Annotated in this window: 27 protein-coding genes; 19 read left to right on the top strand and 8 right to left on the bottom strand. The window is 70.6% G+C overall.

Annotation, left to right across the window (positions count from 1 at the left end):
* Positions 1 to 68: 68 nt before the first annotated feature.
* The 10 genes from D0D15_RS14100 to D0D15_RS14055 all read left to right on the top strand — a co-directional run bounded on the left by D0D15_RS14100 (position 69) and on the right by D0D15_RS14055 (position 10458).
* Positions 69 to 1124: an SDR family oxidoreductase gene (locus tag D0D15_RS14100; protein ID WP_094004452.1), complete on the top strand. Its 1056-nt coding sequence runs from the start codon at positions 69 to 71 to the stop codon at positions 1122 to 1124.
* A 16-nt stretch (positions 1125 to 1140) separates the two neighbouring features.
* The gene (locus D0D15_RS14095) at positions 1141 to 1398 is read left to right on the top strand and encodes a glutaredoxin family protein (RefSeq protein WP_094004451.1); all 258 of its coding nucleotides are present in this window, start codon (positions 1141 to 1143) and stop codon (positions 1396 to 1398) included.
* 29 nt (positions 1399 to 1427) lie between these two features.
* Complete coding sequence (locus D0D15_RS14090) at positions 1428 to 1994, top strand: TetR/AcrR family transcriptional regulator (protein WP_094004450.1); 567 nt, start codon at positions 1428 to 1430, stop codon at positions 1992 to 1994.
* Between the two features lie 108 nt (positions 1995 to 2102).
* Positions 2103 to 2645, top strand: coding sequence for a hypothetical protein (locus D0D15_RS14085; protein WP_094004449.1), 543 nt, complete (start codon positions 2103 to 2105; stop codon positions 2643 to 2645).
* A gap of 10 nt (positions 2646 to 2655) precedes the next feature.
* A complete protein-coding gene (locus tag D0D15_RS14080; RefSeq protein ID WP_094004448.1) occupies positions 2656 to 3561 on the top strand; it encodes a LysR family transcriptional regulator in 906 nt (301 codons plus the stop codon).
* A gap of 100 nt (positions 3562 to 3661) precedes the next feature.
* Entirely contained in the window at positions 3662 to 4804 is a 1143-nt protein-coding gene (locus D0D15_RS14075; RefSeq protein ID WP_094004447.1) for a CaiB/BaiF CoA transferase family protein, read from the top strand.
* Entirely contained in the window at positions 4801 to 5541 is a 741-nt protein-coding gene (locus tag D0D15_RS14070; RefSeq protein WP_094004446.1) for an acetoacetate decarboxylase, read from the top strand. Before D0D15_RS14075 ends, D0D15_RS14070 begins: the two co-directional genes overlap by 4 nt.
* Positions 5538 to 6392: a 3-hydroxyacyl-CoA dehydrogenase NAD-binding domain-containing protein gene (locus tag D0D15_RS14065; RefSeq protein ID WP_094004445.1), complete on the top strand. Its 855-nt coding sequence runs from the start codon at positions 5538 to 5540 to the stop codon at positions 6390 to 6392. The genes D0D15_RS14070 and D0D15_RS14065 overlap by 4 nt, the downstream gene beginning before the upstream one ends.
* Positions 6389 to 7558, top strand: a complete 1170-nt coding sequence (locus D0D15_RS14060) for an acyl-CoA dehydrogenase family protein (protein WP_094004444.1) — start codon at positions 6389 to 6391, stop codon at positions 7556 to 7558. The genes D0D15_RS14065 and D0D15_RS14060 overlap by 4 nt, the downstream gene beginning before the upstream one ends.
* A 146-nt stretch (positions 7559 to 7704) precedes the next feature.
* Positions 7705 to 10458: a PQQ-dependent sugar dehydrogenase gene (locus D0D15_RS14055; protein WP_094004443.1), complete on the top strand. Its 2754-nt coding sequence runs from the start codon at positions 7705 to 7707 to the stop codon at positions 10456 to 10458.
* A 56-nt stretch (positions 10459 to 10514) separates the two neighbouring features.
* On the opposite strand, the gene D0D15_RS14050 is transcribed toward D0D15_RS14055, so the two are convergent.
* The 4 genes from D0D15_RS14050 to D0D15_RS14035 are packed head-to-tail and all read right to left on the bottom strand — an operon-like array spanning position 10515 to position 13603.
* A complete protein-coding gene (locus D0D15_RS14050; RefSeq protein ID WP_094004442.1) occupies positions 10515 to 11354 on the bottom strand; it encodes a MurR/RpiR family transcriptional regulator in 840 nt (279 codons plus the stop codon).
* Complete coding sequence (locus D0D15_RS14045) at positions 11351 to 12391, bottom strand: zinc-dependent alcohol dehydrogenase family protein (RefSeq protein ID WP_094004441.1); 1041 nt, start codon at positions 12389 to 12391, stop codon at positions 11351 to 11353. The genes D0D15_RS14050 and D0D15_RS14045 overlap by 4 nt, the downstream gene beginning before the upstream one ends.
* Positions 12392 to 12430: 39 nt before the next feature.
* Positions 12431 to 13117: a metal-dependent transcriptional regulator gene (locus D0D15_RS14040; RefSeq protein WP_094004440.1), complete on the bottom strand. Its 687-nt coding sequence runs from the start codon at positions 13115 to 13117 to the stop codon at positions 12431 to 12433.
* A 42-nt stretch (positions 13118 to 13159) separates the two neighbouring features.
* Entirely contained in the window at positions 13160 to 13603 is a 444-nt protein-coding gene (locus tag D0D15_RS14035; protein ID WP_094004439.1) for a GNAT family N-acetyltransferase, read from the bottom strand.
* A 103-nt stretch (positions 13604 to 13706) separates the two neighbouring features.
* Between D0D15_RS14035 and D0D15_RS14030 the strand changes: the two genes are divergently transcribed.
* The 8 genes from D0D15_RS14030 (at position 13707) to D0D15_RS13995 (ending at position 21211) form a co-directional block, all read left to right on the top strand.
* Positions 13707 to 14165 carry a hypothetical protein gene (locus D0D15_RS14030; protein ID WP_094004438.1) on the top strand — a complete coding sequence of 153 codons (459 nt, stop codon included), beginning with the start codon at positions 13707 to 13709 and terminating at the stop codon, positions 14163 to 14165.
* 12 nt (positions 14166 to 14177) lie between these two features.
* Positions 14178 to 14780, top strand: a complete 603-nt coding sequence (locus tag D0D15_RS14025) for a DUF3558 domain-containing protein (RefSeq protein WP_094004437.1) — start codon at positions 14178 to 14180, stop codon at positions 14778 to 14780.
* Complete coding sequence (locus tag D0D15_RS14020) at positions 14777 to 16078, top strand: hypothetical protein (protein ID WP_233157143.1); 1302 nt, start codon at positions 14777 to 14779, stop codon at positions 16076 to 16078. Before D0D15_RS14025 ends, D0D15_RS14020 begins: the two co-directional genes overlap by 4 nt.
* Before the next feature lie 4 nt (positions 16079 to 16082).
* Positions 16083 to 16829 (top strand): ESX secretion-associated protein EspG, encoded by a 747-nt coding sequence (locus D0D15_RS14015; protein WP_094004436.1) that lies wholly within the window; start codon positions 16083 to 16085, stop codon positions 16827 to 16829.
* Between the two features lie 1176 nt (positions 16830 to 18005).
* Complete coding sequence (locus tag D0D15_RS14010) at positions 18006 to 18713, top strand: enoyl-CoA hydratase/isomerase family protein (RefSeq protein WP_094004435.1); 708 nt, start codon at positions 18006 to 18008, stop codon at positions 18711 to 18713.
* Positions 18710 to 20197 (top strand): AMP-binding protein, encoded by a 1488-nt coding sequence (locus tag D0D15_RS14005; RefSeq protein ID WP_094004434.1) that lies wholly within the window; start codon positions 18710 to 18712, stop codon positions 20195 to 20197. The genes D0D15_RS14010 and D0D15_RS14005 overlap by 4 nt, the downstream gene beginning before the upstream one ends.
* Positions 20188 to 20838 (top strand): TetR/AcrR family transcriptional regulator, encoded by a 651-nt coding sequence (locus tag D0D15_RS14000; RefSeq protein ID WP_094004433.1) that lies wholly within the window; start codon positions 20188 to 20190, stop codon positions 20836 to 20838. Before D0D15_RS14005 ends, D0D15_RS14000 begins: the two co-directional genes overlap by 10 nt.
* Before the next feature lie 43 nt (positions 20839 to 20881).
* Positions 20882 to 21211 carry a hypothetical protein gene (locus tag D0D15_RS13995; RefSeq protein ID WP_026153533.1) on the top strand — a complete coding sequence of 110 codons (330 nt, stop codon included), beginning with the start codon at positions 20882 to 20884 and terminating at the stop codon, positions 21209 to 21211.
* 65 nt (positions 21212 to 21276) lie between these two features.
* Here D0D15_RS13995 and D0D15_RS13990 read toward each other — a convergent pair whose 3' ends face one another.
* Positions 21277 to 22446 (bottom strand): acyl-CoA dehydrogenase family protein, encoded by a 1170-nt coding sequence (locus tag D0D15_RS13990; RefSeq protein ID WP_094004432.1) that lies wholly within the window; start codon positions 22444 to 22446, stop codon positions 21277 to 21279.
* A 33-nt stretch (positions 22447 to 22479) separates the two neighbouring features.
* Entirely contained in the window at positions 22480 to 23325 is an 846-nt protein-coding gene (locus tag D0D15_RS13985) for an alpha/beta fold hydrolase (RefSeq protein ID WP_094004431.1), read from the bottom strand.
* 66 nt (positions 23326 to 23391) lie between these two features.
* Between D0D15_RS13985 and D0D15_RS13980 the strand changes: the two genes are divergently transcribed.
* The gene (locus D0D15_RS13980) at positions 23392 to 24084 is read left to right on the top strand and encodes a 4'-phosphopantetheinyl transferase family protein (RefSeq protein ID WP_094004430.1); all 693 of its coding nucleotides are present in this window, start codon (positions 23392 to 23394) and stop codon (positions 24082 to 24084) included.
* 168 nt (positions 24085 to 24252) lie between these two features.
* Here D0D15_RS13980 and D0D15_RS13975 read toward each other — a convergent pair whose 3' ends face one another.
* Together D0D15_RS13975 and mihF are read right to left on the bottom strand one after the other, a co-directional pair.
* On the bottom strand, positions 24253 to 25380 hold the full coding sequence (locus D0D15_RS13975; protein ID WP_115944487.1) for an isochorismate synthase: 1128 nt from the start codon (positions 25378 to 25380) through the stop codon (positions 24253 to 24255).
* An 82-nt stretch (positions 25381 to 25462) separates the two neighbouring features.
* Entirely contained in the window at positions 25463 to 25774 is a 312-nt protein-coding gene (gene mihF / locus D0D15_RS13970; RefSeq protein WP_115944486.1) for an integration host factor, actinobacterial type, read from the bottom strand.
* Positions 25775 to 26001: the final 227 nt, after the last annotated feature.

Here is a 26001-nt window from a genome sequence, read left to right as displayed (position 1 = left end):
AGAGCGTTCATGGGTCCCGGTACCAACGGGACTTGGACTTATCGCTCGCGGCGGCGGAACCTGGGCTCATGAGCACGGAACGCAAAGTCGCCCTGGTCGCCGGGGCGAACGGGGTCATCGGCCGCAACCTCGTCGACCACCTGGTCTCGCTCGGGGACTGGGAGGTGATCGGGCTGTCCCGGCGCGGCGGGACGGGGCGCGGGCGCGTCCGCCACGTCGCGGTCGACCTGCTGGACCCGGCCGACGCCCGGGACAAGCTCGGCGGGCTGACCGATGTGACGCACGTCTTCTACGCGGCCTACCAGGACAAGCCGACGTGGGCCGAGCTGGTCGGGCCGAACGTCGGGATGCTGGTCAACCTCGTGGACGCGATCGAGCCGGTCGCCCGCGGGTTGCGGCACATCAGCCTCATGCAGGGCTACAAGGTCTACGGCGCGCACCTCGGCCCGTTCAAGACGCCGGCCCGCGAGGACGACGCCGGGCACCTGCCGCCGGAGTTCAATGTGGACCAGCAGAACTTCCTGGAGCAGCGGCAACGGGGCAAGGCGTGGACGTGGTCGGCGCTGCGGCCGTCAGTGGTGTGCGGGTTCGCGCTCGGCAACCCGATGAACCTGGCGACCGTGATCGCGGTGTACGCCTCGATCTCGAAGGAACTCGGCGTGCCGCTGCGGTTCCCGGGCAAGCCCGGCGCGTACACGTCGCTGCTGGAGATGACCGACGCCGGGCTGCTCGCGAAGGCGACCGTGTGGGCGGCGACCGACGAGCGCTGCGGCAACCAGGCCTTCAACATCAACAACGGCGACCTGTTCCGGTGGCACGAGCTGTGGCCGAAGCTGGCCCGGTGGTTCGACCTGGAAGTCGCGCCGCCGCTGCAGATGTCGCTGGAGACGGTCATGGCGGACAAGGAGCCGCTGTGGAACTCGATGCGTGAGCGGTACGGGCTGGAGCCGTCGTTCGGCGAGGTGTCCTCGTGGCGCTTCGGCGACTTCGTCTTCGGCTGGGACTACGACGTGATCGCGGACGGGTCGAAGGCGCGCCGATTCGGGTTCCACGAGTTCGTCGACACCGAGGAGATGTTCCTGTCGATCTTCGACGAGCTGCGCAAGCGTAAAGTCATCCCGTGATGGCTAACCTGAACGCATGAGCACTCCCGTGGAGTTCTACTGGCGCCCCGGCTGCGGCTTCTGCATGGCGTTGCGGGCCGGCCTGGAGCGGGCCGGCCTGCCGTTCACCGAGGTGAACATCTGGGAGGAGCCGGGAGCGGCCGAACGGGTCCGCGAGGCCGCGAACGGCAACGAGACGGTGCCCACGGTCTTCGTCGGCCCGACGGCCATGGTGAACCCCAGCGTGGACGAGGTGCTGGCGGCGGTGCGCGAGCACGCTCCCGAGCTGCTCTGACGCGATCTACCGGTAGGTACAGTGGAGCCGTGGACACCTCGGAGCGGCTGATCCGCAGCACGCAGGAGCTGCTGCGGGACCGCGGCTACGTCGGCACCAGCCCGAAGGCCATCCAGCAGCGCGCGCAGGCCGGCCAGGGCAGCATGTACCACCACTTCAGCGGCAAACCGGCCCTCGCGCTCGCCGCCATCCGCCGCACCGCCGAGGAGTTGCGTGCCGAGACCGAGGCCCTGCTCGCCGGTGGTGGCACCGCGCTCGACCGGATCGAGAAGTACCTCCTGCGTGAGCGGGACGTCCTGCGCGGGTGCCCGGTCGGGCGGCTGGCCCAGGACCCGGACATCGTCGCCAGCGAGGACCTGCGGCAGCCGGTGCACGAGACCTTCGACTGGCTCCGGCGCCGGCTCGCCGAGGTTCTCGCCGACGGCGTCGCACACGACGAACTGCCCGCCGATCTGGATCCGGACGCCACCGCGGTTACCCTCGCCGCGGTCGTCCAGGGCGGCTACGTGCTCGCTCGGGCGGCCAGTTCCGCGGAACCCTTCGAACGTGCGATTGATGGGGTACGGAAGTTGCTTGGAGCGATTTCCCAACACTGACCGTAATTTGGACGCCGTTTTCCCGCCCCGCGTGTATCGGCATCACCCGGTTGCGGTACAAATGCGCGCAACTGTCGGTATGCCTTCGCGTCTCGAAAGGTGGGTCCGGTGAACGACGAAGTGTCGGTGGCCGAACTGCTCGAGCGCGAGGGCTGGACGGAACAGCCGCGCGCGCCGAGATCCCGGTTCCAGGTGGTGGCCGTGATGCTGGCCGTCGTCCTGGGGTGCGGGCTCGCCGCGATCCTGGTCAAGGTCGGCGCGGACACCCAGCCCACCGACGACGCCGCGTTGTTCAGCCTCCCGTCCGGGCCGACCGGTGGCCTCGCCGGCGGTGGCGTCCCGGAGAACCCGCACACCACCGAGCGCACCAACAGCTCGTCCCGCGTCGTGGTCACCAACCAGGCCACCGACGCCGACGCACCCGGCAACGGCATCCCGTGGTCCACGAAGCCGCGCACCAGCACCTCCACCGAAACGGTGACGGTGACCGACTCCAACCAGCCGCCGGCCTCGAACACCGATCCGGGGTCGCCGCCCGGGCAGACCGGCCCGAGCCAGACCGGCACCGCGCCCGGCGGTGACACCACGACCACCACCACCCCGTCGCGCACGCCCCCGAGCTGCATCCTGATCATCCTCTGCCGCCCGTAAGCTCGGCCGGGTGGAGATCTTTCACCTGCGCTACTTCGTCGTGGTGGCCGAGGAGCTGAACTTCTCGCAGGCCGCCCGCAAGCTCCACATGGCCGCGTCCCCGCTGAGCCAGCGCATCAAGGACCTCGAACACGAGCTCGGGCACCAGCTGTTCCGGCGCAGCACGCACAGCGTCGAGCTGACCGACGCCGGCGCCGCGCTCCTCCCGCTGGCACGCGAAGCCCTGGAACACTTCAACGCGATTCCGTGGCGCCTGCGCGAGGCCATCGGGCCCCGGCACCGGATGGCGCTCATCGGGGTGCCCGCCGGGCTGCACCCCGATCTGCGGGCCCGCGTGCAGGAGCTGGAGGAACGCTGCCGCGACCGGTTCGACCTCAAACGCTGGCCCGGCCGCACCAGCGATCTGATCGAGGCGGTGCACGACGGCCGGCTGAGCCTCGCGCTGGTCCGGCTGCCGGTGAGCGACCCCGCGCTGGAGGTCGTGCGGGTGCTGTCGGAACCGCTGGGCGCCGTCGTGCCCGCCGACCGGTTCGCCGGCCGCGACTCGCTGAGCCTCACCGACCTCGCGGACCTGCCGTACGTGCCGGTGCCACCGGAAGCGCAACCGTTGTATTTCGAACAACTGGACCAGGAATTGCGCGCGGCAGGTGTGAAGAAACGCCTCAAACCGCCGCAGACGGACTATTCCGGGGTCGCCGAGATCGTCGCGAGCGGGCTCGGGTTCACCGTCTCGATGCTCGACCCGCGCAGCCCGATGCGCAACTACAGCGTCGAGAACGTGGCCGTGCTCCCGATCACGGATTTCCACCCCGAGCTGCGGACCGGCCTGATCTGGCGGCGTGACCGGGCGTGCGACGGCGCCGAGCTGGCCGGGCTCGTCGCGGACGCCAGGGAGGTTTTCCGGCAATTGGTATGACCGCTGTGGTCATACCATTGTTCGCGCATTGATCATTCCCTTTCCGCGTTTTCCGGCCTACCGTCGAATTGTCAGGTGAGGACGAGAACGAGGAGCAGGAATGAGTGGTCCACTCGACGGGATCCGGGTCATCGACCTCTCCACGGTGGTGATGGGCCCCTACGCCGCGCAGATCCTCGGCGACCTGGGCGCGGATGTCATCCGGATCGAGGCGCCCGGCGACTCGGCCCGCAACGGGCACTACCGCACCACGCCGGGCATGACCGCGCTGGCGATGGCCGTGAACCGCAACAAGCGCAGCGTGGCCCTCAACCTCAAGGACGACGAGCAGCGGGCGCGGGCGCTCGCGCTGATCGACACCGCGGACGCCCTGATCACCAACATGCGGCCCGGCGCGCTCGGCAGGCTGGGCCTGACCTACGACGAGCTGTCCCGCCGCAACCCGAAGCTGGTCTACGCGCACGCGCAGGGTTTCCGCGGCGACTCCGACCGCGCCGGCCACGCCGCCTACGACGAGACCGTGCAGGCCGCGTCCGGGCTGGTCGACATCGCCAACCGGGCGCTGGGCAAGCCGGTGTACCTGCCGACGATCCTCGGTGACAAGGTGTCCGCGCTGACCATCGCCTACTCGGTGCTCGCCGCGCTGCTGCACCAGCGCAGGACCGGGCGGGGCCAGCGCATCGAGGTCCCGATGACGGACACGCTGATCGCGTTCAACCTGGTCGAGCACCTCGCCGGGCACACGTTCGAGCCGCCGTCGGCGCCCACCGGGTTCCCGCTGTCGATGGGGCAGGGTCACCGCGCGGTGCGCACCAAGGACGGCCTGGCGTGCGTGATCCCGTACAACCCGCGGAACTTCCGCGACTTCTTCGCCGCGGCCGGGCGGCCCGAGCTGGCCGAGGACCCGCGCGTGAACGGCGACTACGTGGACGCGGCGGACAAGGACGCACTGGCCGCCCTGATCGAGGAGTGCGCTCCGGCGCTGACCACCGCGGAGTGGGCGGAGGTGTGCGCGAAGCACAGCATCCCGATGGCGCCGGTGCTGGAACTCGACCGGGCCGAGGAGGACCCCTACGTCCGCGACGGCGGGTTGATCCAGCTGGTCGAGCACCCGACCGAGGGCGCGATCCGCACGGCCGGCATCCCGGTGCGGTTCTCGGAGACGCCGGCCGAAATCCGCCGCCTGCCGTCGGTCCCGGGCGCGGACACCGAGGAGGTCCTGCGCGAGGTGAGCGGACGATGAAGGCCACCGCGGTCGCGCAACACCTCACCACGCCCCTGACCAGCCCGGCCTACGCGCCGACCGTGCCGCGGTTCACCGATCGCGAGTACCTCAACATCGTCTACCGCACCGATCGGGACGCGCTGCGGGCCGTCGTCCCGGAACCGCTGGAGGTCGACGAGCCCCTGCTGCGCTTCGAGGTGATGCGGATGGGCGACGTGAGCGGGTACGGCCCGTACACCGAGGCCGGGCAGGCGATCCCGGTGCGGCTCGGCGACGAGCGCGGCGAGTACCTGCACGCGATGTACCTGGACAACTTCCCGGCCACCGCGTCCGGCCGCGAGGTCAGCGCCTACCCGAAAACCGTTGGCGCGCCGCGGTTGTACGTCGACCACGGCGCACTGGTGGGCACGCTGGACTACGGCACGCTGCGGGTTGCGACCGCGACCATGGGCTACAAGCACCACCGCCTGGACCCCGGCGAGGCCCGCGAGCAGATCGCCGTGCCGACGTTCATGCTCAAGATCGTCCCCGGCTACGACGGCCGTCCACGCGTCGCCGAGCTGGTCCGCACCCGGATCACCGACGTGACGGTCAAGGAGGCGTGGACCGGGCCCGCGCGGCTGCAGCTGTTCGAGCACGTCCTGGCCCCGCTGGCCGATCTGCCCGTGCGGGAGGTCGTCTCGGCGAGCCACGTGCTGACCGATCTCACCCTGGCGCCGGTCACCCCGGTGCACGACTACCTGGAGGCGTCATGAAGATCGCGGTGATCGGCGCCGGCACGATCGGCCTGTCCTGGGCCGCGCTGTTCGCCGGGCACGGGCACGAAGTGCGGGTCAGCGACCCGCGCCCGGACCTCGTGGAAGCGGTGGGCGACCTCGACGTTCACATCGCGGCCTCGGTCAGTGAAGCCGTGCGCGACGCGGACGTGGTGCAGGAGAACGGACCCGAGCGCCTGGACTTCAAACGGGAGCTGTTCGCCAAGCTCGTCGCCGAGGCGCCCGCGCACGCGCTGCTGCTCAGCTCGTCCTCGGCGATCCCGTCGAGCGAGTTCACCGCGGGGATCGACGGCTCGCGTGTCCTGATTGGACACCCGTTCAACCCGCCGCACGTCATGCCGCTGGTGGAGGTGGTCCCCAACCCGCGCACGACCGAGGAAACCGTGCGGAAAGCCGTGGAGTTCTACCGCTCGCTGGGCCGCGTCCCCGTCGTCGAGCACCGGGAAGTTCCCGGTTTCGTGGGCAACCGGCTGCAGAACGCCCTGCAGCGCGAGGCGATCCACCTGGTGCAGGAGGGTGTGGTCGATCCGGCCGGGCTGGACGAGGTCGTGGTCAACTCGCTCGGTCTGCGCTGGGCGGCGGTCGGGCCGTTCCTCGGCTCGCACCTCGGCGGCGGGCCGGGCGGCTACCGGCACCTGGCCACGCACATCGGATCGTCGATGCGGCGCCTGACGCTCGGGCAGCCGGACGACAGCCCCGAGGCGACCGAGCGCGTCATCGAAGCCGTGGAAAAGGCCTACGGCGACCACGAATACACCGAACTCGCGGCGGAGCGCGACCGCAAGCAGCTCGCGATCCTCGCCGCCCGCGGACAAGGAGACAGGAAATGAGCGCCGATTTCTACGGCTACGAGGACCTGCTGTCCGAAGAGGAGCGCAAGACGCTGCTCAAGGCCCGCGACTTCCTGCGCACCGAGGTCAAGCCTCTGGTCAACGAGTACTGGGCGCGCGGCGAGTTCCCCCGCGAGCTGATCGGCAAGTTCCGGGAGCTGGGCCTGGCCGGCGTGGCGTACGAGGGCTACGGCGATCCGCTGCCACGCGGCAGCCACCTGCTGACCGGGATGCTCGCCGCGGAGTACTCGCGCGTCGACGCGTCCGTGGCGACCTTCTTCGGTGTCCACAACGGACTCGCGATGTACAGCGTGTACGCCGGCGGCAACCAGGAGCAGCGCGACCGCTGGCTGCCTGCCATGGCCGCGATGGACAAGATCGGCGCGTTCGCGATGACCGAACCGCTCGGCGGGTCGGACGTGGCCGGCGGCATGCGCACCACCGCCAAGCGCGAGGGTGACACCTGGGTGCTCAATGGGGCCAAGCGCTGGATCGGCAACGCCACCTTCGCCGACCTGGTCGCCGTGTGGGCCCGCGACGTCGACGACAACCGCGTCAAGGGGTTCGTCGTGGAGACCCCGGCCGAGGGGTTCGCACCGGTCAAGATCGAGAACAAGGTCGCGTTCCGGATCGTGGAGAACGCCGAGATCACCCTCACCGGCGTGCGCGTGCCGGAGGCGAACCGGCTGCAGAACATCCGCTCGTTCCGGGACGTCGCCGAGATCCTGCGCGCCACCCGCGGCGGCGTTGCCTGGCAGGCGCTGGGCGTGATGATCGGCGCGTACGAGGCCGCACTCGCGTACGCGAAGGAGCGCGAGCAGTTCGGCAAGCCGATCGCCGGCTTCCAGCTCGTGCAGGACCTGCTGGTCAAGAGCCTGGGCAACATCACCGCCTCGTGGGGCATGCTGGTCCAGCTCGCCCGGCTGCAGGACGCCGGGATCTTCCGCGACGAGCAGTCCTCGCTGGCCAAGGCGTTCGTCACCGCGCGCATGCGCGAGGTGGTGGCCTGGTGCCGTGAGCTGCTCGGCGGCAACGGGATCGTGCTGGACTACGACGTGGCGCGGTTCTTCGCCGACGCGGAGGCCATCTACTCCTTCGAGGGCACCCGCGAGATGAACACCCTGATCGTCGGCAAGGCGATCACCGGCCAGAGCGCGTTCGTGTAGCCGATCTCGCATTACAGATCGGTAACTGTCAGCAACGAATTCCCCCTTTCAGGCGAAGAGAAGTCGTACGCCTGGAAGGGGGATACATGCACTCTCGGTGGTTAGCCAGACGCTTACTCGCGTTCATCGGGACGGGACTGATCACGTTGGGCCTGGTCACGGCGATCTCGGCCCCGCAGGCCGCCGCCGCGCCACCGCCCGGCTTCGTGCTGCTCGACCAGCCGACCGGTCAGAACGCGTTCGACCTCACCGACTTCGCCTACCTGCCGGACGGCAGCTACCTGACCACCGGCAAGGGCGGCAAGCTCAACTGGACCTCCACCGACGGCAAGACCACGCGGACCCTGCGCACCCTGAGCGTACGCAACCAGGGTGACCTGGGCCTCGTCAGCGTGGCCGTGGCGCCCGACTACGCCACGTCGAAGGCCATCTACCTGATCCGCTCGGTGCCCGGCGCGACGTCGTTCACGCTGCGCCTGGCGAAGTGGACGGTCACCGGTTCCCCCGAGCCGACCGGCATCACCGGTGAGCAGACGCTGCTCGAGATGCCCGGCGGGTCCGATGTGCACGGGATGACCGGTCTGATCGCGGCCGACGACGGCACGCTGTGGGTGTCCACCGGTGACAACGCCGACTACACCCGCGTCGACGAGAACGCGCTGAAGACGCTGGACGTCAACAGCCCCCAGGGCAAGGTCCTGCACATCAACGCCAACGGCAGCGGCGTGTCGACCAACCCGTACTACGACGCGGCCAACCCCACCGCCACCCGCAGCAAGGTGTTCGCGAGCGGCTTCCGCAGCCCCTTCCGGTTCACGCTCGACCCCAGCAGCGGCCTGCCCGTCGTCGGTGACGTCGGCTGGAACGAGTGGGAGGAGCTCGACCTGGTGCAGCCGGGCCGCAACTACGCCTGGCCGTGCTGGGAAGGCAACCACCGCACCCCCGGCTACGCGGACCTGCCCGGGTGCGCGTCGGTGACGAACAGCGCGCCGCTGTGGGAGTACCACCACGGTGACGCCTCCAACCAGGGCAACAGCATCACCGCCGGCATCGTCTACACCGGATCCAGCTACCCCGCCGAGTACCAGGGTGCGTTCTTCTTCGGCGACTACGTCGGCAAGAAGCTGTGGACCGCGCGCTGGAACACCGCGGGCACGCTGACCCAGGCGCCGCAGGATCCTCCGCTGGCGACCGACATCGGCGGCCCGGTCAAGTTCGCCGCGGCCCCCAACGGCGACATCGTCTACGCCGACATCTACACCGGCAACCTGCGCCGCCTGAGCTACGTCACGGGCAACTCGGCCCCGGTGGCGAAGGCGACCACCACCTCCGACCCGGCGACCCGCACCGTCACGTTCGACGCGTCCGAGTCGACCGACTACGACGGTGACGCGCTGACCTACACGTGGAACTTCGGCGACGGCACGACCGGCACCGGCGTGACCACCACGCACACCTACACCGCCGACGGCCCGTTCACCGCGACGCTGACCGTGCGCGACCCGCTCAACAAGACCGGGACCACCTCGTTCACCGTCGCACCGGCCAACCACACGCCGGTGATCACGCTGACCGAGCCGGCCGCGAAGAACTTCGCGATCGGTGAGTCCGTGTCGCTGTCGGCGACCGCGACCGACGCCGAGGACGGCGCGCTGCAGGTCAACTGGACCAGCATCGTGCTGCACTGCCCGGAGGAGGAGACCTGCCACTCGCACCCCGGCGTGGGGGCCAGCGGCTCGACCTTCAGCGTCCCGTTCACCGACCACCCGGACTCCCGGATGATCCTGACGGCGACGACCACCGACAGCGCGGGCGTGTCCACGAGCACCAGCTACACGGCCTGGCCGCGTCAGCACCGGCTCACGCTGACCTCGAACGTGCCCGCGTCGCTGCAGATCCCGTCCGAGGGCGGCGTGAACAGCGCGCTGGTGACCGAGGGCGTCACGCTCGACGTGGTGGCCGCGGAGACCGCGTCCGACGGCGCGTCCAAGTTCTCCGCCTGGGAGAACGGGGCGACCAGCCGGACGCGCACGTTGACGGTCACCTCGGATCTGACGCTGACCGCGACCTACGCGACGGCCATCGACCAGCGCTACAACAGCGACCCCGCGGTGCGGGCGCTGCTGGGCGCCCCGACCGCGCCCGAGGTGCAGGACGGCAACGTCAACTACCGGGTCTACGCCAACGGCCGGATGTACTGGTCGGCGCAGACCGGCGTGCACGAGATCCACGGCGCGATCCTGGGCAAGTTCCTGGAGCTGGGCGGTCACACCCGCTTCGGCGCGCCGACGACCGATGAGCTGACCACGCCGGACGGGGTGGGCAAGTACAACCACTACATCGGCACGCCCGGCACGCTGACGGCGTCGATCTACTTCTCGCCGAACACCGGAACGCACGCGATCTGGGGTGCGATCCGGGAGAAGTGGGCGGAGAAGGGCTGGGAGGCCGGCCCGCTCGGCTACCCGACGACCGATGAGCTGGTGACGCCGGACGGGATCGGCCGGTACAACCACTTCAGCAAGGACGGGTCGATCTACTGGACGCCGGCGAACGGGGCCCACTCGATCTGGGGCCTGATCCGGCAGGTGTGGCAGCAGACCGGCTGGGAGGCCGGGCCGATGGGCTACCCGGTGACCGACGAGCTGATCACGCCGGACGGGATCGGCCGGTACAACCACTTCAGCAAGGACGGGTCGATCTACTTCTCGCCGTCGACGGGCGCGCACGAGATCTACGGCGCGATCCGGGCGCGGTGGGCGGCCCTGGGCTGGGAGAAGTCGTACCTCGGCTACCCGACGACGGGTGAGTTCGCCTCGGCGGGTGGACGGCGGAACAACTTCCAGTGGGGCTACATCCAGTGGTACCCGAACGGAACGGTCGTCGACCGGCGGTACTGAGTTCCGCTGAGAAAGCCGCCCTCCTCGCCACGCGCGGGGAGGGCGGTTTTTCGTTGTCAGTAGTAGAAGTGCAGCGTGTCCAGCAGCCGGTGGTCCGGCTTCGGGTCGCCGAGCTCGATCGCGACCTCCGTGATCAGGGCCTGCGTCAGCGCGGTCAGCGCGGTCAGCGACCGCCGGTGCGAAACGCCTGTGGTCTCCGCGAACAGCCCCACCTCCGCGAACTCCACCAACGGCGACGCGGCGTTGTCGGTCAGCGCCACCACCGGCAACCCGGTTTCCTTGGCATACCCCGCCACCCGCACGGTGTCCGCGGCATAACGGCGCACCGAAAACACCACCAGCAGCTCGTCCTCGCGCAGTTCCTTCAGCTCGTCGGGCAGCGAACCGTCGCCGAGCCGGTGCACCGCGGGCAGGATCTCACCCAGCCGCTGCGCCGCCAGATCCGCCACCGGCCGGCACTCCCGCAGGCCCATCACGTGCACGCGCGGCGCCCGCGCGACCAGCTCCACCGCCCGCAACCACGACGCCCGCTCCAGGTGACCGAACGTGCGCGCCAGGTTGGTCTGTTCCTGTTCCAGCGTCGCGGAGAGCAGGCCGCCCGGTTCCGCCTCACCGGCGTGCTCGGCGCGCCGCGCCACCTGCGCCTGTTCGGCCACCCACGCGCGGCACAGCTCCATGATGTCGGGATATCCGGGCAGCCCCAGCGAGTTCGCGAACCGCGTCACCGACGACTCGCGCACCTCCAGCAGCCGCGCGGCCTCGGTGATGCCGCGGTAGGCCGTGCCCTCCGGGTCGGCGAGCAGCAGGTGCGCGATGCGCAGCTGCCCGGAGACCAGTTTCGGCAACCGGCTCCGGAGCAGCTCCGCCAGCTCCTGGTAGCTCCCCGGGGCCTTCACACGCGCAACTCCACGACGGTGACGCCGGCGCCGCCGACCGGATCGTCCATCGCCATCAGCGCGGCCGGTGCTTCGTCCAGCGTGATCCGCCGGCCGATCAGCGCATCGAGGTCCATTGTGGACCGTTCGATCATGGCCAGCATCTCCGGGTACTCGTGGGCCTGGATGCCGTGGCTGCCGAGGATTTCCAGTTCGTCGGCGATCACCCGGTGCATCGGGATCGGCGGCACGCCCCGCCCCGGCGGCATCAGCCCGACCTGGACGTGCCGGCCACGCGGGCGCAGGCTCGCCACGGAGGCCGCGCAGGTCTGCGGCAGGCCGACGCAGTCCAGCGACACGTGCGCGCCGCCGCCGGTGATGTCGCGGATGGCGGCGGCGGTGTCCTGCGCAGCGTCGACCGTGGCTTCCGCGCCGAGTTTCGTGGCCAGCGCGAGGGCTTCCGGCGAGAGGTCGACGGCCACGACCCGCGCGCCCGCGGCGACGGCGAGCATGACCGCGGAGATGCCCGCGCCGCCGCAGCCGTGCACGGCGACCCACTGCCCGGCGGTGGCCCGCCCCTGCCGCAGGACGGCGCGGAAGGCGGTGCCGAAGCGGCAGCCGAGGGCGGCGGCCGTGGTGGATTCGAGGCTGTCGGGGAGGCGGACGAGGTTGACGTCGGCGTGGTCGAGGGCGACCAGCTCGGCGAAGGATCCCCAGTGCGTGAACCCGGGCTGGGTCTGGTTCGCGCAGATCTGCTGGTTGCCGGTGGCGCACTGCTCGCACGCGCCGCAGGCGCACACGAACGGGACGGTGACACGGTCACCAGGTGACCAGCGGCGCACCCGGTCGCCGGTCGCGACGATCCGGCCGGCGAGTTCGTGACCGGGCACGTGCGGGAGGGTGATGTCGCTGTCGTGGCCGCGCCAGCCGTGCCAGTCGCTGCGGCACACGCCGGTCGCCTCGACCGCGACGACCACGCCGTGTGGGGCGGGTGACGGGTCGGGCAGGTCGCGGACCTGCGGTGTTGCCCCGAACTCGGTGAAGACGACTGCGCGCACCCCGACACCCTACGTGGCTTCAGCGGCCGAAGCGCAGCGTCAGAAGACGGCCACGCTCAAGGCCTGCGCGATCTCCTTGCCCAGAGCGTGCGTCGCCGCCCCGGCACCCGACCCCACCTTCACCACCAGTGAACCGCCGAACGGCTGCCGCTCGACGACCTCGATCCGCTCCCCCAGCGCGATCGCGTGGTCGGCGAGGTAGCGCAGCATGTCGGGATCGGTGTCCCACACCCGCACGATCTGCCCGACCGCGCCCGGTTCCAGCTCGTCGAGCAGGCGGGTCGGCACCTCCTCGACGCTGCCGTCGGCCGCGGGGATGGGGTCGCCGTGCGGGTCGCGGACCGGGTTGCCGAGCTTGGCCGCGATGCGCTCGATGAGCCGGTCGGAGACCGCGTGCTCGAGCGCGTCGGCCTCGCCGTGGACCTCGTCCCAGGTGTAGCCCAGTTCCTGGACCAGGTAGGTCTCGATGAGCCGGTGCCGCCGCAGCACGCCCCGCGCGAGCCGGCGGCCTTCGGGGGTCAGCTCGATGCCGCGGTAGGGGACGTGCTCGACGAGGCCCTGCTGGGCGAGTTTGGTGACCATGCCGGACGCCGACGAGGGGCTCACCTCGAGGCGGCCGGCCAGGGTCGTGTTGGTGACGGCCTCACCGCGCTCGACCAGGCCGTAGATGACCCGGATGTAGTCCTCGATCGACGAGGAGGGCGAGCGGTGCGGACTGTCAGGCATGCTAATAACTCTACGTGCGGTCCCGGCGGGAGTCAGCCTTGCCTAACTTCCCGGTGACCAGCGGTAGCGGATCCAGCCGGGGACCGGTTGCGCGCCGAGCTGGGCGTAGAAGGCCGCTGCCCGCTCGTTGCCCTCCTGCATGTCCCACTCGACGCGCCCGTCGGTGCGCGCCCGCAGGGCGGTGAGCAGTTCGTTGCCGAGCCCGTGGCGCCGGTGTTCGGGGCGGATGTAGAGGTCGTCCAGCCAGATGCCCGGGCGGCCCTCCCAGGTGGAGAAGTTCCAGGAGCAGAAGGCCATCCCCGCGACGACGTGGTCACCCGGCGGCTCCGCGATGAGGACCCAGGCCTTGGGCTCCGGACCGAACAGGTGCTTGGTCATCTCGGCGCGGTCCAGGGCGAGGGAGTCGTTGCCCTCGTAGCGGGCGTGCTCCTCGATGAGCGCGCAGATCTCCTCGACGTCGCCGACCTCGGCTTCTCGTACGGCCATGTGACCCATGCTATGCGGGAATTACGCCCAACCGGAGGCGGTGCCTGATCCGGTCGCGCTAGTCTCTGCTTGAACTGCGTTCCACACAGGGGGTAGGGGACAGATGACCGAGGGCGACCGGGGCAGGCAGGCCAAGACCGAGATCCAGTCCGCGATCAACGCCGCACAGGGACCGGCCCAGATCGGGCCGATGGTGGGGGCTGGGCTGAGCTTCGTGGGAGGCGCCGGGTACCGCTTCGACCCCGACCAGATCGCGGCGCTGATCCCCAAGTGGGAAGAGCTTCTCCACGGGCTGGACGACGACTTCCAAAATCTGCAACTCGCCTGGGGATCCGCTACCGCGCCGTCGCCCGATCAACCCGCTGCACAAAACGCCCTCGCGACGCGGAGCTCGATCGAGGCCGCCATGAACCACAACAGGCGGATGGTTTCGTACGCAAGCGACTGGATCAACGCCCTGAAGAGGGCAAACGGCTCCTACGTGGAGCAAGAACAACACACCGGCGCGGGGCTGTATGTTGATGACCAGAAGGACACGAGCGGTCACGGACTGTATTCCTAGGGGTGTGACTTGATGAGCACGACGCGGTTCCTCGCCGCTCTGTCGACTTTCCTCGTTGTGATCGCATGTGCGACGGCATGCTCGGACGATGGGGGAACTAATTCCATCCTGCCGTCGGCCGCCTCTGGTCCGACTACTTCATCCGCCGGAGGCTCGAGCGCGGCACCTGTGGTCAGCGAACCGCTCGACGAAAGCAAGTTCCTCGGGGATCCCTGTAGCAGCTTGACCAGCGCACAGAAGTCGGATCTGGGCATTGAGCAACAGGGAAGGCAAGCAGTCGAGGGCGGATGCAGCTGGAACTTCGGTCCGAATTCGGAATGGGTCGTCCAGTTGACCTACATCGAGGTCGCTGGCGGGCTTGCGAACGACTACAACAAGAACAACGCCGGGGCCTACAAGGACGGCTACTTCGAGCCAACCGAGGTCGCGGGTTACCCGGCGGTATTCAGCAACCTCGTCGACTTCCGCCCGGAGACGTGCGATCTCAATGTCGGCATGAATTCGGGCGCGATCTTCCACGTCACGGTTCGTGGCGATGAGACGAAGGACAACTGCAAGGCCGCCACGAATGTGGCAGCCGAAGTCATCGACACCATCAAAGCCGGGGGGCGATGATGACCGGAGCGGTACTGGGCTCGACCGCTTCCCTCGAAGGGATGAGCGGGCAGCAAATCTACGAGAATTTCCACACGAAGGCGGCAGGTCCTACTGGACTCCAGCAGGCCCAGCATCACCTGCGCATGGTGATGAAGAAGTACGAGGTGCGCGCCGAACAGGTGACCTCGCTCGCCGGTGCCATGGAGGAGGGCTGGACCGGCGACGCGGCCAACGCTGCTGTCCGTAGTGTCGGCCCACTGGCCGTCGCTCATTCGGGTGCTGCTGCGGCCATGAAGACGGCCAATGACCTCATCGAAAGCCAGAGCCAGGCATTCTTCGACACCAAGAACAAGGTCGTCCCCGTTCCCGAGGTTCCGGAGGCTCCTCCGGCGCTCAAGGAGATCATCGGCGATACGAGCAGCGGCTGGAGCCAGATGGCGAAGGTCGCGGCGGCCAATGCGGCTGCCAAGCAGAACGTCGAGGCCATGCAGGCCTGGTCGACGACCTCCGGTGACAACGGTGCCCGGATGCCGACCACCTACGGCACCCTCGACGCCGGCGTGCTCGGCGTCTCCCAGGGCGCCCAGCCCGGCGGCAGCGTCGACATCCAGAACAAGCCGACCAGTGACGGGCCGAGCTTCGGGGGCGCTGGGGGTGCCTCCCGAGGCGGCGGTGGCGTCACCGGCGGCACCTCGTCCCTGTCGGGGCCCTACCAGGCCCCCACCGGGCAAATCCCCGCCGACGGGCGCACCGTCGCCTCCGACGCGGCTTACGCGCCGCCCTCCGCGGCGTCCTACAACCCGCCCCAACAGGGCGGGTACGGCAGCAACAGTTACGGCACGCCCGGCGGCGGTGCGTACGGCGTGCCCGGCTACGGCAGCACCACCGGATACCGCGGCGCCAACCCGGCCGGCGGGCGGTTCGGGACGGGCACCGGCGCCGGGGCGGGCCGGGGCGGCGTCGGCTCCGGTCGGGGCTTCGGTGCGGGTGGCGCGGGCCGTGGCGCGGGCTTCGGTCCCGGCAGCGGGAGCAACCCGCTCAGCGAGGGCAAGCGCTTCGGCGCCGGGAACCCCGCCGCGGCGGGCGAGTCGTTCGCTCGCGGCGGCGGTGGCCCGTCGGGGCGGGCCGGCGCTGCCGGGAGTCCGGGTGCGATGGGCGCCGGCGCGGGCAACCGGGGCAGGGGCGAGGACGACGACGAGCACCAGCGGAAGTACATCGTGGACGAGGACGAGCACTTCCAGCTCACCGCGGAGGGCGAGAAGGCCGTCGACCCGATCACGGGCATGACCGTCTCCCCGCCGGTCCTCGGCCAGTAGCGCCATGTGGTTCGCCGAACCGGAACGGTTCCCGGTCGACCTCCTCGCGGCCATGGTCGCCAAGGTCACCGGCGCCGAACTGCACCTCGCGCTCGCACCGCAGGCCGTGTGGCGCCCGGACGACGCCCGGCTCGCCTTCGACCGCACCGTCGAGGCCGCCCTCGCGCGCTACCACGTGCCCACCCGCGACGAGCCGACGTTCGCCGACCTCGCACGCCTGCTCACCACCCCCGCGGAGGCCCGGTTCGGGTGGCTGTCGGACACGACGACCGGGGTGAACGTCTCCACGCTCGTCGCCGCCGACCAGCGGTTCGGGGTTGTCGCCGTGCGGGAGGGGCAGGAGATTTCGGTCCGGACCTTCCAGCGCGACCGGCTCAGCAAGGTGCTCGCCGACGTCCTCCCGCAGGGCGTGCGCAAGTCCCCGGAGCCGTCGCTGACCGTGCTGCGCAGCGAGGTCCGGGGCGCGCGACAGGCGGAGATGAACGGCACGCGCCCCAGCCGCGCGGTGATGCGCGCCGACTACCTGGCGTCTCTCGAGCCGTACTTCATCGCCGAGCTGCACGCCGAGGTCCGCGACCACAGCGGCCAGCCGCGGCACCCGCGCTTCCCGCTGCGGGTGTACGACAACGCCGAGGGCCGCTGGACCGTCCTCACCAAGCCGCACTACGACGACCAGCTGCTCCACTTCGCGCCCGCCACGGCCGCCGACGTGGCGGACCGGCTGGACGACCTGCGCCGCGAGCTGACCTGACGGGACGCCCCTCGGCACTCGCGATCGCGCGAGTGGCGCTTTCGTGGCGGCGCGAGAGGCACAGCCGCGTAGGACCGAGCCCGAGTGGGGCGGTGCGGCGGTCGTACCGGGTCGCGGCGGCGCGAGTAGCGCTTTTCGTGGCAGCGCGAGAGGCACAGTCACGCAAGTGCCCGGACGGAGGTCGGGATCGAGGCTGCCGTGGTGGCAGTCGCAACGGCACGAGGGGCACTCTCGTGCCGTTGCGAGAAGCACACTCGCGCAGTGTCGGCTCCCAGGGGTGTTTGAGGCAGCCGTTGCGACAGTCGCCATGGCGCGAGTGGCACTTTCGTGCCGGGCGAGAGGCACAGTCGCGCAAGCCCCGGGCCCTCGCGGAGGCCGCGGCGATAGGTGCACCAGTCGCCGCGGCACGAGAGACACTTTCGTGCGGCGCGAGAGGCACAGTCGCGCAAGCGGCGGAGACCGGGGGCCGTCGTGCAGCAGCCGCAGCGGCACGAGTGGCACGTTCGTGCCGGGCGAGAGGCACAGTCGCGCAAGCTCCAGGCCCAGGCGGAGGCGATAGGTGCACCACTCGCCGCGGCACGAGACACACTTTCGTGCGGCGCGAGAGGCACAGTCGCGCAAGCGGCGGAGACCGGGGGCCGTCGTGCAGCAGCCGCAGCCGCACGAGTGGCACGTTCGTGCGGAGCGAGAGACACACTCACGCAAGCCCGGGCCCACGCGGAGGCCGAGGCGATAGATGCACCACTCGCCGCGGCACGAGACACACTTTCGTGCAGCGCGAGAGGCACAGTCGCGCAGGCGGCGGAGACCGGGGGCCGTCGTGCAGCAGCCGCAGCGGCACGAGTGGCACGTTCGTGCGGAGCGAGAGGCACACCCGCGCCGGTGCCGTCTCCCAGAGGGGATCGAGGCGGCCGCTGCGCCAGTCGCCATGGCGCGAGTGGCCCTTTCGTGCCGCGTGAGAGGCACCGTCGCGCAGGTGGCGGGCCAGGCGGGGACCCGGAGGGCCTGCAGCAGTCGCAGCCGCATGAGGGGCGCCTGCGGCAGTCGCAGCCGCATGAGGGGCGATCTCGCGCGGTACGAGCGGCACCCTCGTCGAGGGCCAGGCCCGGGTGGAGATCGAGCCGGTAGACGCGGCAGTCCTAGCCGATCGATCGATCGGTCGGCTACTCTCCTTCCATGACCTCGGTGGACCTCGAGATCGACGACGGTGTCGCGCGCATTTGGCTCAATCGGCCGGAGCGTCTCAACGCCGTCGCGCCCGTGCTTGTCGACGACCTGCTCTCCGCGCTGGATCGGGTGGGCGATGCGAAAGTCGTCATCCTCGCCGGGCGGGGGCGGGCCTTCTGCGCGGGCCACGACCTGAAGGAAACGCCCGCCGGGGACTCCCGTGCACGCATCGAACGCCTGCAGGACGTCACGCGCCGCCTGCGGAGCATTCCCCAACCGGTCATCGCGGCCGTGCACGGGTACGCCATCGGCGCCGGGGCGGAGTTCGCGCTCGGGTGTGATCTCGTTCTCGCCGCTGAGGACGCCGTCTTCGCGTTTCCCGAGGCCGGCCTCGGGCTCAGCGTCACCGGCGCCGCGTCCCGCCTGCTGCCCCTCATCGTCGGGCCGCTCAAGGCGAAGGAGCTCCTCCTCCTCGGCGAACGCGTCGACGCCCGCACCGCCCACGCGCTCGGCCTCGTCAACGCCGTCGTCCCCGACGTGCACGCCACCGCGCTCGACTGGGCCCGCCGCATCCCCGCCCACCCGGCCACCACCCTCGCCAAGCGCGCCCTCGACGCGGGCATCGACAGCGCCCTCGAACAGGCCCTCGAACTCGAGGTCAGCCACGCCCTGATCACCGAGCACCTCCCCGAGAACGCCCTCGGCAGCCGCGCATGATTCCGGACGACCTTGTGGCCCTCACCCGTCGTGCGGCGCGGTTGTGGCCCGGCCGCACCGCGTGGCTCTTCGACGAAACCGCCACCAGCCTCACCTTCGCCGACATCGACCGTGAGACCGACCGTCTCGCCGGAAGTCTCCACGCTCTCGGCATCGAACCGGGCGACCGAGTCGCCGTCATGCTGCGCAACGAGCCTGCCTTTCCCCTGCTCTGGCTCGCGCTCGCCAAGTGCGGGGCGGTCCTCGTCCCCGTCAACACCAACTACCGCGAGCTCGACGGCGCCCACGTCATCCGCCACTCCGGCGCCCGCCTCGCCATCGCCGCGCCCGAATTCACCGACCTGCTCACCCGCATCGGCATCCCCACCCGGACCCCGGACGACCTGCTCGCCGGCCCACCACCCGAACACCACCCGGCCGCCGAAGCACCCACCAACATCCAGTACACCTCCGGCACCACCGGCGCCCCCAAGGGCTGCGTCCTGCCCCACCGCTACTGGACCACCCTCGCCCGCAGCCTCGTCGACGACTTCCCCCACCTCACCGGCCAGGACACGATCCTCACCGCCCAGCCGTTCCACTACATCGATCCACAGTGGAACGTCGCGGCCGGGCTCGCGGCGGGCGCGAAGCTCGTGGTGCTGGACCGCTTCCACCCCACGACCTTCTGGCCCAAGGTCCGCGAGCACGGCGTCACCTGGTTCTACTGCCTCGGCCTCATGCCGACGCTCCTGCTCCGCCAGCCCCCACACCCCGACGACACCCGACACGCCGTCCGCTCGGTCATGGCCTCCGCCATCCCCCGCGACCTGCACGCCGACCTGGAGGCCAGGTGGGGCGTCCCCTGGTACGAGGCGTTCGGCATGACCGAAACGGGCGGCGACATCCGCGACCGCCCGGAGGACCACCGGCCCGGCAGCGGCTGCATCGGCCGCCCCATCCGGGAACGCGAGGCGATGATCGCCGACGAGGACGGCAACCCGGTGCCCCGCGGCGGCACCGGTGAACTGCTCATCCGCGGCGTCGGCCTCATGCACGGCTACCACGACGACCCCGAAGCGACCGCGCGGGCGTTCCGGGGCGGCTGGTTCCACACCGGCGACCTGGCCACAATGGACACCGAAGGCCGCATCCACTACGTCGGCCGCACGAAGGACATGATCCGCCGCAGCGGCGAGAACATCTCGGCCGACGAGGTCGAACGCGCCCTCCGGCAGCACCCCGCCGTCGAGCTGGCGGCCGTCATCGCCGTGCCCGACGACCTGCGCGGGGAAGAGGTCAAAGCCTTCATCGTGCCGGCCGCGGACACCACCCCGGACGAGCTGGCCGAGTTCTGCGCCACCCAGCTCGCCTACTTCAAGGTCCCGCGCTACTGGTCCCTCACCACCGACCTGCCGCGCACCCCGTCGGAGCGCATCGCGAAGGGCAAGCTCGCCGCCCTGGACACCCCGACCTACGACCGGGTGGCGCAGACGTGGCTCTGACCACCGAGCAACGCGTCCACCGCGCCGCGGTCAAGCTGTTCGCCGCCAAGGGGTTCCACGGCACCGGCATCCGCGACCTGGCCCAGGCCGCGGGGATCTCCAGCGCCAGCCTCTACCACTACATGGGCACCAAGGAGGACCTGCTCGTCGGCATCATGCGGGAGTGCCTCGACCGGCTCCTGCTGGCCGCGCGCCAGACGCTGGACACCATGGACGAGCCAGCCGACCCGGCCGACGCGCTGTCCGCCCTGGTCACGCTGCACGTCATGGCCCACGCCGCCCAGCCCGACGAGACCCGGGTGGTGGACAACGAGGTCAGCGCCCTGTCCCGGCCCGCGCGGCGCCGGATCGTCGGCCTGCGGGACGAGTACGAGGACATCTGGGTCACCACCATCGCCAAGGGCGTCGCGGCCGGCGTGTTCGACGCCCCGGAACCGGCCGTGACCAGGCTCGCCCTGCTGGAGATGTGCACCGGAGTCGCCCGCTGGTACTCACCGCGTGGTCCACTGCCGCTGGACCGCCTCGCCGCCCGATACGCCCAGCTCGCGCTGCGCATGCTGGGCAGCCCGTCACCCCCGGGTGGGAAGGCCGCCGAACGGGCCCGCGAGGTCGCCGCCCAGGTGTGGCGCATACGGCCCTAGCTGGGGTCTTGCCGACTCGGCCGGGCTGAGGGACCCTCGAAGGGTGACTGAGCGAACGATCCAACTGGAATTGGATGAGCAGGGTCTCGCACTGGGCCTCCCTGCCCCGTCCCACCCTCAGGATCATGTACACGATGTGCCCTACCGCCCCGTCCAGTTCCGTGACGACGACCTGCCCACCGCGCTCGAGCGCTGTGCGCACTGGCTCAGGTCGGCACAGGAGTGGCTGGGCGAGCCGGTGGATGTGGTCTCCATCCACCTCGACTACGACGACCGCGAAGGCGCGCCGTACTACGACCTGAAACTCCTCTGCAACGAGGAGGACCTGGCCGGGGCGCCGCGCGCACTGCGGGACGCCGCCAACGAATCCTGAGGTAGTTGTCAGATCCCTCGGGGCCGCCTCCGGACAAGTTCCGGGGGCGGCCCTGAGGGTTGTTCTCAGCCCAGTGCGCCGCTGATCTTGACGTGGCCCTTCAACAGGTTGCGGGCGATGGTGCGGCGCTGGATCTCGTCGGTGCCCTCGTAGATGCGCAGCAGCCGCAGCTCGCGGTACCACCGCTCGATCGGCAGCTCTCGCGTGTAACCCATGCCACCGTGGATCTGCAGGACGCGGTCCACGATCTCGTTGGCCTTGATGCCGCCGTACAGCTTCGCGATCGACTGCGCGTGGCGGGAGTCCATTCCGGAATCGACCTGCCAGGCCGCGTGCAGCACCAGCCAGCGCAGCGCTTCCAGCTCCACGCCGGAGTCGGCGATCATCCACTGGATCGCCTGCCGGGTCGCGATCGGCGCCCCGAACGTCTCGCGCGTGTTGGCGTGCTCGATCGCCATCGAGATCAGCCGCTCGCAGGACCCGATCGCGCGGGCCGGCAGCAGGTAGCGGCCGCGGCCGATCCACTGCATCGCCAGCGCGAAGCCCTGGCCCACCTCGCCGAGGATCTGGCTCTCCGGCACCCGCACGTCGTCGAACACCAGCGACGCCGGGCCCCACTCGCCCATGGTGTCGATCGGCTCGGACTTCCAGCCCATGTCGCGGTCGACCAGGAAGCAGGTGACGCCGCCGTTGGCGCCCTTCTCCGGGTCGGTGACCGCGAACACCATCACGAAGTCGGCCTCGTTGCCGCCGGTGATGAACGTCTTCTCGCCGTTGATGATCCAGTCCGCGCCGTCCTTGCGGGCCGAGGTGCGGATGTTCTTCGCGTCCGACCCGGCGCCCGGTTCGGTGATCGCGAAGCACGACTTGCGGTCGCCGGCGATCGTCGGGAGCAGGTAGCGCTCCTTCTGCTCGTCGTTGGCGTGGAACAGGATGTTGTCCGCCGCGCCGCCGAAGCGGAAGGGCACGAAGGTGCGGCCCAGTTCGGCCTCCAGGAGCGCGGTCATCACGGCCGACAGGCCCATGCCGCCGTACTCCTCGGGGGTCTGCACGCCCCAGAAGCCGGACTCCTTCGCCTTGAGCTGAAGCGCGGTCAGCTCGTCCGAGGTGAGGCCGGGTTCGCCACGGCGTTCGCGGCGCAGCACCTCCTGTTCGAGCGGCATCAGCTCACGCTGCACGAACGTGCGCACCCAGTCGCGCACTTCCCGCTCTTCGGTGCTCAAGCTGAAGTCCATCGTCGGCCCTCCTACTAAGCGCTTGCTTACCTGTCAGGCTAGCGCACGCCGCTCGTCACCGGAATGGAGTTCGGTGAGGAACCCTCGCAGCACGGCGGTGACCTTGGCCGGTCGTTCGATCGGCGGGAGGTGACCGGCGTCCGGCAGGTCGAGCCGCCGTGCCCCGGTGATACCCGCGCTGAGCAGGGCAGATACCTCCTGGATCTCCGGCACGTCGAGGAGACCGTTGACCACCAGCGTGGGTGCCACCACCTCACCCAGCCGGCCGGTGGGGCCCGGTTCCAAATGACGTTCGGTCCGCTGCGGCCCGGTCCAGGTCCGCCGGAAGACGCCGCGGAGCATGTCGAGGACGAGTTCGGACGGTTCCGGCACCAGGAACCGCGCCTGGGCCACCGCCATCGCCTCGACGTCGGCCGGGTCGGGCTCCCGGGTCCGCGCCGCGTAGGCGCGCAGCCGCTCGGCCGGGACCGCGCTGTGCACCTCGCGCGCCGCGCGGGCGCGCATCGACTCCGGCCACTCGCGCCCGGACAGGCCCGAGCAGATCAGCACCAGCCCGCTGACCCGGCCCGGGGCCGCGAGTGCGGCTTCGAGCGCGTACGACCCGCCCATCGAACAACCGACCAGGGTCGCCCGGTCGATGTCGAGCGCGTCCATCAGCCCGAGGAGGTCCGCGTAGTGGCGGTACTCGCCGGCCGCGTCCCCGGACCCGCCGAAGCCGCGCTGGTCGTAGCGGATCACGCGGTACTGGCCGGCGAGCCCGTCGAACTGGTCGTCCCACATGCGCCGGTCGCCCGCGCCCGCGTGCACGAAGATCACGGCCGGGCCGGCGCCGGCCTCGTCGTAGGCCAGGTCGGCCCCGTTGACGTGAACCAGGTTCATGACGGCCAACGTAGGCGGATCATCCGCTGCTCGCGCCCGTGTTCGCGCACCGCGTAGGTTGGGGGCGTGATCGAGTGTGCGGTGTGGTGGGCGGTTCCGCTGCCGAACGACCCCGGGTACCTCGGCCTGCTGGACGACGTGGAACGCGGCCGCCACCGCGCCTACCGGCAGGAGATCGACCAGCGGCGGTTCCTCACCGGGCGGGCGCTGGCCAAGACCGTCGCCGCGGAGCTGCTCGGCCGCGCCCCCGCCGAGGTGACGTTCGACGCCACCTGCGACGACTGCGGCAAGCCCCACGGCAGGCCGCGCGTGCCCGGCGCCGGGTTCGACCTGTCCATCTCGCACTCCGGCGAGCGGATCGGGGTCGCGGTGACCAGCGGTGTACCGGTCGGCCTCGACGTCGAGACCGCGACTCGCCGGGCGGACGACTCGCTGATCGCCTACGCGCTGAACGAGACCGAGCAGGCGGCACTGGACGGCCTGACCGACGCGGAGCGGGTGGCCGCGTTCTTCCGGTACTGGACCGGCAAGGAGGCGCTGATGAAGGCCACCGGGCGGGGACTGCGGATCCCGTTGCGGAGCATCACGCTGGCCGGCCCGGACGAGCCGCCCCGCCTGGTCGCCTCGGCCGACCCCGCGCTGGATCCGGTGCGCACGCGTCTGCACGACCTGGACCCCGGCGAGGGCTACCGCGCGGCGATCGCCGTGCTGGCGGACGAGGACCTGAAGGTCACCGAGCGCTGGTGGGCGCCTACCTAGAGGACTGACCGCCGGCCGGCAACGGCAGGCAACCCGCCTCCCGAGCCACCCCTCTCCCGCAACCCGATCCCCAGCCAAATCGGTTGCTGAGCCACCGGGTCAAGGCACGCTTTCCCGCCTTGACGCGGTGTCTCGGCAACCGAACACTGAGAGATCGGGTTCGGGAGGTCACAGCTCCAACCCCATAGCCCGCAGCAGCGTCTGGAACTTCGCGGACGTCTCGTCCAGCTCGGCCTTCGGATCGGAGGCCGGCACGATTCCCCCGCCCGCGTACAACCGCAGGCGCGACGCGGACACCTCGGCACACCGGATGGACACCGCCCACTCGCCGTCACCCCGGGCGTCCATCCACCCGATGGTCCCGGCGTAGTACCCGCGGTCGAACGGCTCCAGCTCGCCGACCTGCCGCCGCGCGTCCTCGGTGGGCGAGCCGCAGATCGCCGGTGTCGGGTGCAGCGCGCCGGCCAGGTGCAGCGCCGTGACGTCCGGGTCGGCCAGCTCCCCGGTCACCATCGTGCTCAGGTGCCACATCGTCGGCGTGGACACCAGCGACGGCGTCCGCGGCACGTGCAGGTCGCGGCAGAACGGCCGCAGCGTCTCGACGATCGCCTCGGTGAGGACCTCGTGCTCGATATGGTCCTTGCGCGAGGACGCCAGCCGTTCGGCGTTGTCCCGGTCGGTGACCGGGTCGGCCGAACGCGGCGCGGAACCGGCGTGCGGGTGCGACACGACCCGCCGTCCGCTGCGGGACAGCAGCAGCTCCGGCGTCGCGCCGATGAGCGACCGCGACCCGGGCAGGGCCGCGGCGAACGTGTAGCCGTGCGGGTTGTCCTTGACCAGGTTGTGCAGCACGGCCTTGACCGGCACCTCGCCCGGGAACTCCAGGTCGAGGGCACGCGCGAGCACGACCTTGCGCATGCCGCGCTCGGCCAGCGCCCGCACGGCCCGCGCGACCGCCTCCGCGTGGGCGACCGGTTCGGGCACGGCGTGGATGGCGTCCGGACCGTCGACGGTCAGGCGGGGCAGGCCGGCGGCGGCGGGGTGCGCGGGAGCGGCCACGTAGGCCGTTTCCGGCACGACGAGGTGCCCGGGCGTCGCGGTGGTGTCGAAGGGCAGGACACCGACCGCGAGCGCCCCCGGGGTCCCGGCCAGGGCGGCCGGGACCGCGTCACCGAGTGCCGACACGTCGGTGTCGGTGAAGGTCAGCCGAGAGCCGGACCCGAAGATCGTGTGCCGTGAGGTGGCGAAGAAGAAGTCGCCTGGCGTGTAGTCCTCGAGCGTCTCTGCGGCATCCACACCCCCATTGTGCTCCCGCTCCGGCGGCGGCGAGCGAAACTGTCACGGGCGCAACAGTTCGCCGCCGACCTGCGGAAACGCGTTACTTGAGGGCGTCGATCAGTGCCACGCGCCGGCGCTCGCCGAGGCCGCCGGCCCGCCGGTCCGGGTCGATCCCGGCCTTCTCCAGCAGCGCGGCCACCTTGACGGCACCGAGCCCGGGAACCGCCTTCAGCAGCTGGGTGACCTTGGTCTTGCCGATCGTCTTGTCGTCCTTGGCCTTCGACAGCACCGTGTCGATGGACTGCTGACCGGACTTGATCGACGCGAGCAGCTCGGAGCGAGCCTTCCGGGCCTCGGCCGCCTTGGCCAGGGCCTCCGCACGCTGCTCCGGGGTCAACGTGGGCAGAGCCAACGTAGTAGTCCTTCCGTGTGTCGGATATCCGCTCTCGCGGCGACGGCTGGCACCCAGCGAGGTGCTTGCTCACGCAAGCGCTGGCCAGGCCGTCTGGTCCACGCGCCCAGTAAACGCCACCTGGGCCGATGCCGCGACACCGACACGCGAGGAAACCCCCGGTCGGGGCGGGGGCGGCCGGTTCTGGCGACGGGCGGCGTCTTCCACTTAGAGTGACCGCAGACACG

Origin of the sequence: Amycolatopsis thermalba (assembly GCF_003385215.1) — a bacterium.
Classification (GTDB): Bacteria; Actinomycetota; Actinomycetes; order Mycobacteriales; family Pseudonocardiaceae; genus Amycolatopsis_E; species Amycolatopsis_E thermalba.
The sequence above is the reverse complement of the archived record's forward strand: the minus strand, read 5'-3'. Positions and strand labels throughout refer to the sequence as shown.